11 protein-coding genes are annotated in these 10,783 nt (G+C 63.4%); 10 read left to right on the plus strand and 1 reads right to left on the minus strand.

Annotation, left to right across the window (positions count from 1 at the left end; genetic code table 11):
• Nucleotides 1–896: ABC transporter substrate-binding protein (locus tag B4E36_RS13095; protein WP_345900446.1), on the minus strand; the 896-nt coding region annotated here is incomplete at its 3' end.
• Nucleotides 897–1,111: 215 nt separating this feature from the next.
• On the opposite strand from B4E36_RS13095, the gene B4E36_RS13100 reads away from it, so the two are divergent.
• From B4E36_RS13100 to B4E36_RS13145, 10 genes are all read left to right on the plus strand, one after another.
• A complete protein-coding gene (locus B4E36_RS13100; RefSeq protein ID WP_292053997.1) occupies nt 1,112–1,909 on the plus strand; it encodes a helix-turn-helix domain-containing protein in 798 nt (265 codons plus the stop codon).
• Between the two features lie 261 nt (nt 1,910–2,170).
• On the plus strand, nt 2,171–2,983 hold the full coding sequence (locus tag B4E36_RS13105; RefSeq protein WP_292053999.1) for an SDR family NAD(P)-dependent oxidoreductase: 813 nt from the start codon (nt 2,171–2,173) through the stop codon (nt 2,981–2,983).
• Nucleotides 2,984–3,057: 74 nt separating this feature from the next.
• Nucleotides 3,058–4,347: an ABC transporter substrate-binding protein gene (locus tag B4E36_RS13110; RefSeq protein WP_292054001.1), complete on the plus strand. Its 1,290-nt coding sequence runs from the start codon at nt 3,058–3,060 to the stop codon at nt 4,345–4,347.
• A 1-nt stretch (nt 4,348) separates the two neighbouring features.
• Nucleotides 4,349–5,098, plus strand: a complete 750-nt coding sequence (locus tag B4E36_RS13115) for an ABC transporter ATP-binding protein (RefSeq protein ID WP_345900447.1) — start codon at nt 4,349–4,351, stop codon at nt 5,096–5,098.
• Complete coding sequence (locus tag B4E36_RS13120) at nt 5,095–5,823, plus strand: ABC transporter ATP-binding protein (RefSeq protein ID WP_345900448.1); 729 nt, start codon at nt 5,095–5,097, stop codon at nt 5,821–5,823. Before B4E36_RS13115 ends, B4E36_RS13120 begins: the two co-directional genes overlap by 4 nt.
• Nucleotides 5,810–6,667 carry a branched-chain amino acid ABC transporter permease gene (locus B4E36_RS13125; RefSeq protein ID WP_018064637.1) on the plus strand — a complete coding sequence of 286 codons (858 nt, stop codon included), beginning with the start codon at nt 5,810–5,812 and terminating at the stop codon, nt 6,665–6,667. Before B4E36_RS13120 ends, B4E36_RS13125 begins: the two co-directional genes overlap by 14 nt.
• A gap of 3 nt (nt 6,668–6,670) precedes the next feature.
• The gene (locus tag B4E36_RS13130; protein WP_292054009.1) at nt 6,671–7,714 is read left to right on the plus strand and encodes a branched-chain amino acid ABC transporter permease; all 1,044 of its coding nucleotides are present in this window, start codon (nt 6,671–6,673) and stop codon (nt 7,712–7,714) included.
• On the plus strand, nt 7,711–8,730 hold the full coding sequence (locus tag B4E36_RS13135; RefSeq protein ID WP_345900449.1) for a zinc-dependent alcohol dehydrogenase: 1,020 nt from the start codon (nt 7,711–7,713) through the stop codon (nt 8,728–8,730). The genes B4E36_RS13130 and B4E36_RS13135 overlap by 4 nt, the downstream gene beginning before the upstream one ends.
• Before the next feature lie 10 nt (nt 8,731–8,740).
• Nucleotides 8,741–9,538: an alpha/beta fold hydrolase gene (locus B4E36_RS13140; RefSeq protein WP_292054013.1), complete on the plus strand. Its 798-nt coding sequence runs from the start codon at nt 8,741–8,743 to the stop codon at nt 9,536–9,538.
• A gap of 11 nt (nt 9,539–9,549) precedes the next feature.
• Nucleotides 9,550–10,770: an acyl-CoA dehydrogenase family protein gene (locus tag B4E36_RS13145; RefSeq protein ID WP_292054015.1), complete on the plus strand. Its 1,221-nt coding sequence runs from the start codon at nt 9,550–9,552 to the stop codon at nt 10,768–10,770.
• The last annotated feature ends 13 nt before the right edge of the window (nt 10,771–10,783 follow it).

Genomic DNA, 10,783 nt, shown 5'->3' on the forward strand with positions numbered 1-10,783 from the left:
AAGGGCGCGGTGTCGCCATGCATCAGGAAGGAATAGAAACCCTTGCCCTTGGTGCTGATGGTTTCGATATTCGGCGCCCGCGACAGCAAGGACATCGTCTTCGGGCTCAGCGTGTTGATGAAATGCACCTTGCCGGAGGAGAGCGCCGCGATGCGGGCCGTGTTGTCGTTTATGACGAGAACCTCGACGCTGTCGACAAAGCCGCGATCCTCGTTCCAGTCATCCTCGTTCTTCGTGAAGGTGATGCGGATGCCCGGCTCGAAGCTTTCCAGCTTGTAGGGGCCCGTGCCGATGGCGCTGTTGGGATCATCCATGCCGCCGTTCTTCTGAACCTGAAGATGATAGTCGGTCAGCATCAGCGGCAGGTCGGCATTGCCGTTCTTCAGCGTGATCACCAGATCGCCGCTGCTTTCCTCGATGGTCTCGATCTCTTCGAGAAGGCCGAGGGCGGCGGAGGTGGAATCCTTGTCGGAATGGCGTCGCAGCGTCTGCACGGCGTCGTTGACGGTGAACGGCGTGCCGTCATGAAAGCGCACATCCTTGCGCAGCTTGAAGGTCCAGGTCTTCGCATCGTCGGACGAGGTCCAGCTTTCGGCTAGGCTCGGCAACGCCTCGCCGGATACCGGATCGGTGGTCACCAGCCGGTCGCCCCAGGTGAAGCCGACCAGGAACATGGTGCTGCCGGCATAGGTGCCGGGATCGAGAATATCGGTGGTCTGGCCGCCGTCGAGGCCGAGAACGAGGTGACCGCCGCGCTGCGGTTCGTCGGCCGCAAGGCTCTCGCGTGGGATCAGCAGCCCGGAAGCGGTGGCCGCGAACCCGGCGGCGGCGGCAGAAGCGAGAAAGGTGCGGCGGTTGAGGCCGGTCTGCGGAATGGAGGCTTTCTTGTTTTTCATCTGGTTTCCCCTGTTTGTAAGCATTGCGTGCGTGCCGCCGCAAGAAAGCGGCCATGATAGTCGAAAAATGCCGTGGCGGAATGCCTGAAGGCGCAGTTGACGAGACCGTCAAAAATCATGGGCGAAGACATAAGCAGGTTGCGGAAGCCAGACAACTTCGCTTATTGAAGCGGTTTGACGCTAATTGACGCTACCATGGCCAGGCTCGATACCCGATGATATCACGCGATAACAGTCACTTTGCGGCCAATCTGCGGTTCGCCTGCAATACCCGGCCGTCGATTACGGCGATCTGTCGCGAAATCGGCATCAACCGGCAGCAGTTCAACCGCTATCTCGCGGGACAATCCCGTCCGTCACCTTATAATACGGGGAAAATCGCGCGCTATTTCGGTCTGAAGCCACAGGATTTCCTGGCGTCGGAAAAACGCTTCCAGAGCATACTCGAGGCGCCGGCGGAAACCGTCGGCCCGGATTTCGTGTTGCGGGAGGGCTTCCCCGGCGACCTGCAGGAACTGCGCCAGTATGTCGGCTATTACGAGCTTTACCACAAAAGCCTGTCATGGCCTGGGAAAATCGTCCAAAGCTGCACCAGGATCGAAGAACGGGGCGGCCAGATCACGGTGAAATCGATCGAACGGATCCATGACGGAGACCAGGAGATCCGTCAGTTCTCGAAATATGTCGGGCTGGCCGCCTATTGGCGCAACCGCCTGTTTATCGTCGAGCGGGGCATGAGCGAGCATTCCTTCCTGTGTCAGACGACGCTGATGCCGTTCGCCGAGCACCAGCGCACCTATCTGCGCGGCGTGACCACCGGCGTTTCCTGGCGCGAAGAGAACCTGCCCTATTCCACGCGCGCCATCTGGCGGGCGGTCGGGCCGAACCCGGACAAACGCGGACTGCTGGAGGCGTGCGGCCTGATCCCGGAGAGATCGCCGAGACTGCCGCTCCCCGTCCGACGCTATCTCAACAGCGAAGGCGAAAACCACACGCTTGTCGCGGCCCGGTGAACCCGGCCGCCGCCGAAAACCGCGACAGAAGCGGGTCACGGCGATCAATATAGCGGCGAGTTATATTTTCCGCTGTTTTCCGCATTTGACTTGATCCGGTTATGACGGCGTTATGTGCGTCAGGAGCGCGATCTTGCCCCAGGGAGAAGGGCGGTCGCGAAAACAGGAGGAGGTCGGTCCGGCGTTCCGGATCGATGATGACTGCCCCTGCATGAAGGGCGGTCTCCTGTTGACATATCAGCAGGCAGGGAGGTCTTGACGATGCTTGAACAGATGTTCGACGTGCGCGGTCAATCCGTGATCGTGACGGGCGGGGCCAGCGGCATCGGCCGCGCCTATGCGGAGATCATGGCCGCGCAGGGCGCGCGGGTCTGCATCTTCGATCTGGATCAGGCGGGCACCGAGAAGACCGTCAGCGAAATCAAAGCCACGGGCGGTGACGTCTGGGGCCTGACGGTCGATGTCGCCGACCGTCCCGGTCTGGCGGTGGCGTTCGACGCGGTGGCCGAAAAACACGGCCGCATCGACACGGTCTACGCCAATGCCGGCATCGATCCGGGGCCCGGTTTCATGACGCCCACGGGCGAGCGCAATCCCGACGGCGCGATCGAGAACATCCCCGACGAACAGTGGGACCGGGGCATCGAGATCAACCTCACTTCGGTCTACAGCACGGTCAAGAACGCCGTGCGCCACATGAAGCCGAACGGCGGCGGGCAGATCATCGTGACCTCCTCGATCGCCTCGGAAATCAACGAGAGCATCGTCGGAACGTCCTACATGCCGGCAAAGGCCGCGGTGAACCATTTCGTCCGCCACATGGCGATGGAACTCGGGGCCTACGGCATCCGCGTCAACGCGATCCTGCCGGGCCCGTTCATCACCAATATCGCCGGCGGCCGCCTGCGTAACAAGGAAGACCGCGCGGCTTTCGAAGCGCAGTCCCTGATCGGCCGGATCGGCGATGTCGAGGACATCAAGGGCCTGGCCCTGCTGCTGGCCTCGCCGGCCGGATCCTACATGACCGGCTCACTGGTGGTCATCGATGGCGGCTCGCTGATCCGCATGACCTGACAGGCAAATGGGCGCGCGGCCGGCCAGGGAGCGGCGGGCGATGCGCCAGAAATATATCGGAGAGGAGAACAGAAATGGCTTATATCAACAAACTGATCCGGCCCACCCGTCGCGGCGTGCTGCGCGGCATGGGTGCGGGCCTTGCGGCGAGCGTTCTGGGGTCGCCGGCGGTGCTGCGCGCCCAGACGGCGGGCAAGATCCGCATGGGTTATATTACCCCCGAAACCGGGCCGCTCGGCCTGTTCGGGGAAACCGACGGCTATACCGTCCAGAAAATCCGTGAGGCGCTGGGCGGCAGACTGCAATCGGCCAATGGCGACGTCTATGAGATTGAAATTCTCGAGCGTGACAGCCAGTCGAACCCGAACAAGGCGGCCGAAATCGCCGGCGACCTGATCCTGAACGACGAAGTCCATCTTCTCGTGCCGGCATCGACCACCGACACCATCCTGCCGGCCATGGAGCAGGCCGAGCTTTACGAGACGCCGTCGATCTCGGCGGGCGCGCCCTGGCAGGCCGTGATCATGCCGCGCGGCGGCGGCGAATTCGACTGGACCTACCATTTCTTCTGGGGGCTGGACGAGGCGCTGAACACGTTTGTCGGCCTGTGGAACGGGCTGGAGACCAACCGCAAGGTCGGCATGCTGTTTCCGCAGAACATCGATGGCGAAACCTGGGGCAACGAGGAATACGGCCTGCCCGTGCCGACCCGCGCCGCGGGCTACGAGGTCACCATCCCCGGCTATTTCCAGCCGCGCACCAATGACTTTTCGGCGCAGATCGCAACGTTCAAGCAGGCCGGCTGCGATATCATCGGCGGCATCACCTATCCGGACGACCTCAAGACCTTCGTCACCCAGTGCAACCAACAAGGGTTCAAGCCGAAAGCGGTGACCGTGGCGGCGGCGCTGCTGTTCCCCGGCAGCGTCGAGGCGATGGGGCCGCTCGGCAACGGCATGACGACCGAGGTCTGGTGGACGCCCGCCTTCCCCTTCAAGTCCTCGATTACCGGGCAGACCAGCCGGGAAATCGCCGATCAGTGGGAAAGCGAGCAGAACCGGCAGTGGACGCAGCCGCTCGGCTATTCGCACAGCGTTCTGGAAGTCGCGATCGACGTGCTCAAGCGCTCGGCCGATCCTCTGGATCGCGAGGCCAACCGCGAGGCGCTGGCGGCGACCGATCTGGACACCGTGGTCGGCCACATCAACTTTTCGGGCCAGCCGCACAAGAATGTCTGCACCACGCCGATCTTCGGCGGCCAGTGGGTCAAGGGCGAGAAATGGCCTTACGACCTCAGGATCGTGGACAACAGCGTCAACCAATTGTTCGAGCCGCAGCAGAAGATCGTGGCGCTGAACTGGTAGGATGCAGATGCAACAGCCAACAGGCGACCGCCAACGGCTTCTTCAGGCCCGGAACGTATCGAAAAGCTTCGGCGCGTTCCGGGTGCTGCATGATGTCGACTTCGATGTCTATCGCGGCGAGGTTCTCGGAATACTGGGCCCGAACGGCGCCGGCAAGACCACGCTGTTCAACATGATCAGCGGCGATCTGAAGCCCTCCGGCGGAGAGATCAGGCTTGGGGAGGTCTTGCTGAAAGGCGAGCCGCCCCACCGCCGCTGCCAGATGGGGATCGGCCGGACCTACCAGATTCCGCAGCCCTATTCGGGAATGACGACCTTCGAAAACCTGCTCGTCGCCTCGGCCTTCGGCGGCGGTAGGTCCGAGGCCGAAAGCTATGATTTTTGCGCGCAGGTGCTTAGCGATTGCGAATTGCTGAACAAGGCCAATGTACTGGCCGGGTCCCTGCCGCTCCTGGACCGCAAGCGGCTGGAGCTTGCCCGGGCTCTGGCCTCGGGGCCCAAGCTTCTGTTGCTGGACGAAATCGCCGGCGGGCTGACCGACGAGGAATCCAAGGAGCTCGTCGCCCTGATTGCGCAGATCCGCGATCGCGGCGTCACCATCATCTGGATCGAGCATGTTCTGCATGCGCTGATGGCGGTGGCGGACCGGCTTCTGGTGCTGAACTTCGGCGAGAAGATCGCGGAAGGCGATCCCAAGACAGTTATCGCGAACCCCGATGTCATGCGGGTTTACATGGGGGTCGAGGCATGACGGAATTGTTGTCAACACATGGTCTGGTCGCCCGCTACGGCGATTTTCAGGCGCTTTACGATGTCGATGTCGCCATCGACGAAGGCGAGATCATCGCGCTGATCGGCGCCAACGGGGCCGGCAAGTCGACCTTCCTGCGGGCGGTCATGGGGCTGTTGTCGGTGAAGCCGGACATGGTGAGCCTCGACGGTCGCCCCATCGGCGGCACGCCTACCGACCAGATGGTGCAGAAAGGGGTCGCCATCGTTCCGGAGGGACGGCGGCTGTTCACCGGCATGTCCGTCAACGACAACCTGCGGGTGGCGATCGATCAGGTCGGCAGCAGGGGCCGCAAGGGCGGTTGGACGCTGGAAAGGGTGCAGCAGCTTTTTCCCATACTGGTGGAGAAGGGGCGCGTGCCGGTTCAAAACCTCTCCGGCGGCCAGCAGCAGATGGTCTCGATCGGCCGGGCCTTGCTGTGCCAGCCGCGCCTTCTGCTGTGCGACGAGATCAGCCTCGGCCTCGCGCCTAAGGTCATCCGCGAAATCTACGCCGTTCTGCCGGAAATCAGGGCTCAGGGGACGTCGATCGTGCTGGTCGAGCAGGATGTCGGGCTGGCGAAGAGCGCCTCTGACCGGCTCTATTGCATGCTTGAAGGGCGCGTGACGCTGAGCGGACGCTCCGATGATGTCACGCGCGAACAGATCAGCGAAGCCTATTTCGGGGGTGGCCATGCAGTGGTTTGACGCACTTGTACAGGGCATCCTGCTGGGCGGGATGTACGCGCAGTATGCGCTTGGGATGGCCTTGATGTTCGGGGTCATGCGGATCGTGAATGTCAGCCATGGCGATCTGGTGATCCTGCTGTCATTGATCGGCATTTCTCTGGCCTCGGCCTTCGGGCTCGGTCCGTTCACGGTGATGGCGGCGCTGGTGCCGCTGGCGGTGGCGATGGGCTGGCTTCTCCAGCGCGCCGTGCTGAACCGGGTGGTGGGAGAGGACCCGCTGCCGTCGCTGATCGCGACCTTCGGCCTGTCGCTGGCGCTGCAGAACCTGATGCTGCAGATCTGGTCGGCCAACAGCCGCTCTTTGCCGGGCGGGGGGATAGAAAGCCAGTCGATCCAGATCGGCGGCATCTATATCGGCCTTCTGCCGGTGCTCGTTTTGCTGGTTGCTGTCGGCCTGACGCTGGCGCTCGACCTGATGCTGAAGCGCATGCGTTTCGGCCGGGCGCTCCGGGCCGCCGCCGCGGATGTCGAGGCAGCGTCGATGACCGGGGTCAACGCCAAAACCGTCTATGCCACGGCAACGGCAATCGCGGTCGGCATTCTCGGCTTTGCGGCCGTGTTTCAGGCGCTGCGTTCGACGGTTGCGCCTGCCGATGGCGGCGCGCAGCTGATCTACGCCTTCGAGGCCGTGATCATCGGCGGCATGGGCTCGGTCTGGGGCGCGTTCGCCGGTTCGATGGTGCTGGGCATCGCCCAGGCTGTAGGCTTTCGCCTGGATCCGGGCTTCGGCGTTCTGGCCGGCCATCTCGTCTTCCTGCTGATTCTAGCCGTGCGCCCCCAGGGCCTGTTCGGGAGAGCGTGAACCATGACTTCTCATTCTATCGCACCCGGCGCGGATCAAGCGCAGATCAGAATCAAGGTTCGGCGTCAGACCGTCTCCGGGATTATCGCCTTGAGCCTGTTCATGTTCGCCCTGGTGGCGCTCGCGGCCATGCCGTGGTGGGCCAAGACCGGCACGATCCGCATGGTGCTCGAACTGTGCTGCTACATTCTGGCGGCGCAGATGTGGAACCTGCTCGCCGGCTATGCCGGGCTGGTCTCGGTCGGCCAGCAGGCGTTCATGGGCGCGGCCGGCTATGCGCTGTTCGTCATGGCGCAGACCTTCGGCATCAACCCGTTCCTCGCCATCGGCCTGTCGCTGCTGGCGCCCGCGGTGCTGGCCGTTCCCTGCTACATGCTGCTGCACCGGCTGGACGGGCCCTATTTCGCCATCGGTACATGGGTGGTCGCCGAGGTGTTCCGTCTCGTGGCGTCCAATCTTGGCTGGGTCAATGCCGGGGCCGGCATGTCCCTGAGCGTGATGCGCGACTATTCCACCTTTGAGCGCAACATCGCCATGTCGCTTCTCTGCGCGCTGATGATCTTCGTCGCCATCGGCGGCGGCTACTGGTTCCTGCGCTCGCGCTTCGGCCTCGCGCTGATCGCCATGCGGGACAACCCGGTGGCGGCGGCAAGCCAGGGCGTCAATGTCCGCCGCCTGCGCTTCATGGTCTATATCGCGGCCGCCGTGGGATGCGGCTTTGCCGGTTCGGTCTATTTCATGGCGCAATTGCGTATCAATCCCGCCTCGGCCTTTGACCCGATGTGGTCCAATGTCGCGATCTTTATTGTGATGATCGGCGGGATCGGCACGATCGAAGGCGTTCTGATCGGCGCGCTCATCTATTTCATCGCGGATCGTTACTTCGGCGAATACGGCGCAAGCTACTTCATCGTTCTCGGCGTGATGACGGTGCTGGTCGCGCTCTATGCCCGCACCGGCATCTGGGGGATGATCTCCAAACGCTGGGACGCGCCATGGTTTCCGATCCGGCGCCATCTGATTGTCGAGAAGGAGGAGAGCGCATGAAGGCCGTCATCTTCGACACCGTCGGTCAGCCGCTGCGCGTCGGCGACAGGCCGGATCCGACGCCGGCGCCCGACGAGGTCGTGCTCAGGGTGGCCGCCTGCGGCATCTGCGGCAGCGACCTGCATATGAGCCTCGATCCCGAGCCCTTCGGCATTGCCGGCGACTTTGTGTTTGGCCATGAAATCGCGGGCGAGGTCGTGGCAACCGGCGGCGGCGTCGACATGCTGAAGGCGGGCGATCTGGTTGCCGTCGTGCCGATGCGCGGCTGCGGTCGCTGCGCGCGTTGTCTTGCCGGCGATCCGGCGCGCTGCCCGGACATGACGCTGATCGGCGGCGGCTATGCGGATTATGTCTGCGTTGCCGCGCGTCAGTGCCGCGTGCTTCCCGAAGGCGTTGCGGCAAGCGATGCCGCGCTCGCCGAGCCGCTTTCGGTGGCGCTGCATTGCATCGTCCGCTCCGGCATGAAGCCGGGCGATCGCGTCGCCATTCTCGGCGCTGGCCCGATCGGTCTGCTGGTCGCCTTCTGGGCGCGGCGGCTGGGGGCTGCGAGCGTGGTGATGGCCGATCTCTACGATCATCAGGCCGAACGCGCGCGCGCTCTGGGGGCGACGGGCTTTGCGCTTTCCGGCGCGGGTCTTTCCGAAAATCTGAGCGATCAGTGCGGCGGCCCGCCCGATATCGTTTTCGAATGCGTCGGCAAGCCCGGCCTTCTGCAGGCGGCCGTCGAGGCTGTCCGGCTGCAGGGCAAGGTGATCGGCGTCGGGCTTTGCGTCGGCGGCGATGAATGGGACCCGTTCGTGGCGCTCTCCAAGGAAATCGACCTGATCTTTTCGGCCTTTTTCCATCAGGGCAATGAATTCGGCGTGGCGCTCGACGCGCTTGCTAAGGGAGCCGTGGTCGCACCGCAGGCGATCATCACCGACCGCATCGGCCTTTCGCCCGTGCCGCAGGTCTTCGAAGGCCTGCGCCGACGCACCACGCAATGCAAGGTGCTGATCCAGCCCGAACTTGTCTGAAGGAGAGGATATGACTGTTCAGTTTGAGACATCAGAATACGAGATCGGCGGCGTTCATACGGTGGTGAAAGCCATCGGCAAGGGCAAGCCGGTGCTGTTCCTGCATGGCGCGGCGACGCTGGAAGGCTTCGATTTCGCCGAAGGGCTTTCCGACCGGTTTCGGGTTTATTGCCCGAGCCATCCGGGCATGGGCTATTCCGGCGATGCACCGCATGTTTCAGGGTCGATGGATATCATCATCCATTATCTGAACCTGCTCGACGCGATGGACCTGCCGGAAAAGCCGCATCTGATCGGCTTCTCGATGGGGGGCTGGCTCGCCACGGAACTGGCCGCCGTCGCCGGCGACCGGTTCGACCGTGTCGTGCTGCTCGCGCCGGCCGGGCTCAACGATCCCGACCATCCCGCGACCGATCTCGGATCGATCGCGCCGCAGGACCTTCCCGGCTTTCTGGCGCACGACCCCAAGGTGGCGCTGCAATATTTCCCCGACGGGTCCGATCCGGCTTTCGCCGAAAAGTTCGGCGCCGATCGCGCCCGCGAGGGAGAAACCGTCGGGCGGATCTGCGCGCCTTTCGGCATGGGTCACCCCAATCTGCGCCGCATGCTCGCCCGGATCTCCAATCCGGCGCTGGTGGTCTGGGGCGACAAGGACAGGCTTCTGCCGGCCAGCCAAATGCCCTTGTGGGTGGAGCAATTGCCGAACGGCCAGGCTCTGCTGATCGAGGGCGCCGGCCATCTGCTGCTTCAGGAGCAGCCGGATAGCGTGACAAAAATCGGCGACTTTCTCGCCGGACAAACACCGTAGGAGGAGATGACATGAACAAACATGTAAAGCCCGGATACTGGGGCGACAGCGTCGATTATCGCGACATCCTGAAAAAGATCGAGGAAATCGGCCCGACGCTTGAAGCCAATGCACCGGCGGACGAGGAAGCGGGCGAACTGACGAAGGAAAGCTTCGAGGCGCTGAAACCGCTGCGGTTCTCGCATCTGATGGCCACGGAAGAACTTGGCGGCGCGCAGATGCGTCCGACCGAGGTTCTGCAACTGATCGAGGCGGTGACCTGGTGGTCGGGCTCGGCCGGCTGGGTGTCGATGGTGCATTGCTGCATCGGCGCGATGTCGGCGGCGTTCCTGCCCGACAGCGCGGTCGAACGGCTGTTCGAACCCGGCAGCGACAATCGCTTCTCGGGCCAGGGCGCGCCGCTCGGCATGCTCAAGAAGGTCGATGGCGGTTACGATCTGACCGGCAAGTGGAGCTACGGCTCGGGCTTCAGCCACGCGACCTGGTCACATTCGGCCTGCTTCGTCGATGATGGCAATGGCAAGCCGGCCAAGGATGCCGAGGGCAATGTCATCGTCATGTGCGCCCATGCTCCGATCGGCGAGCATGAACAGCTTGGCAACTGGGATGTGCTCGGCCTCAAGGGCACCGGTTCGATCGACTATTCCGCCAAGGATGTGTTCATTCCCGATGACCTGGTGTTTCCGATCCTGTCGGCGCCGCCGCAGCGTCTGAAGGAATTGTTCAGCCTCGGCATTGTCGGTCTTGCATCGATCGGTCACACCGGCTGGGCCATGGGCACGGGCCGGCGCATGCTGGACGAGATCGCCAAATTCGCCCGCAGCAAGTCCGGTCGGGCCGGCATGCTCGGGGAAAGCGAGAAGTTCTGGTACGACTACGGTCGCGCGGAAGCCAATTATCGCGCCGCGCGCGCCTTCGTCATGGAGGTCTGGGGCGATATCGAGGCCAGTGCCGAGGCGGGCAAGATGATGACCACCCGCCAGGTCAGCCTTGTTCATCTGGCCAAGGCCCAGATCCACGAGGTCGGCGTCGATGTCTGCAACTTCGCCTATCGCGCATCCGGCGGGGCCGGGCTCAGGGCCGGCGTGATCCAGCGCACCCTTCGCGACATGATGGTGGCTGCGAACCACTTCACCATCGCGCCGTCGATCGTGACATCCGCCGGCCGCGACATCGGTGGGCTCTGGTCCGACCGGACCTGGCAGTTCTACGATCTGATCGAGAAGAAATAAGCAAAGGCGGGGG

This window comes from Martelella sp. UBA3392 (assembly GCF_002358775.1).
GTDB lineage: Bacteria > Pseudomonadota > Alphaproteobacteria > Rhizobiales > Rhizobiaceae > Martelella > Martelella mediterranea.

Bases quoted from the DNA above. Each gene is read 5' to 3' on its own strand.
- B4E36_RS13100 (WP_292053997.1), top strand. From the start codon at position 1,112: ATGATATCACGCGATAACAGTCACTTTGCGGCCAATCTGCGGTTCGCC.
- B4E36_RS13105 (WP_292053999.1), top strand. From the start codon at position 2,171: ATGCTTGAACAGATGTTCGACGTGCGCGGTCAATCCGTGATCGTGACG.
- B4E36_RS13110 (WP_292054001.1), top strand. From the start codon at position 3,058: ATGGCTTATATCAACAAACTGATCCGGCCCACCCGTCGCGGCGTGCTG.
- B4E36_RS13115 (WP_345900447.1), top strand. From the start codon at position 4,349: ATGCAGATGCAACAGCCAACAGGCGACCGCCAACGGCTTCTTCAGGCC.
- B4E36_RS13120 (WP_345900448.1), top strand. From the start codon at position 5,095: ATGACGGAATTGTTGTCAACACATGGTCTGGTCGCCCGCTACGGCGAT.
- B4E36_RS13125 (WP_018064637.1), top strand. From the start codon at position 5,810: ATGCAGTGGTTTGACGCACTTGTACAGGGCATCCTGCTGGGCGGGATG.
- B4E36_RS13130 (WP_292054009.1), top strand. From the start codon at position 6,671: ATGACTTCTCATTCTATCGCACCCGGCGCGGATCAAGCGCAGATCAGA.
- B4E36_RS13135 (WP_345900449.1), top strand. From the start codon at position 7,711: ATGAAGGCCGTCATCTTCGACACCGTCGGTCAGCCGCTGCGCGTCGGC.
- B4E36_RS13140 (WP_292054013.1), top strand. From the start codon at position 8,741: ATGACTGTTCAGTTTGAGACATCAGAATACGAGATCGGCGGCGTTCAT.
- B4E36_RS13145 (WP_292054015.1), top strand. From the start codon at position 9,550: ATGAACAAACATGTAAAGCCCGGATACTGGGGCGACAGCGTCGATTAT.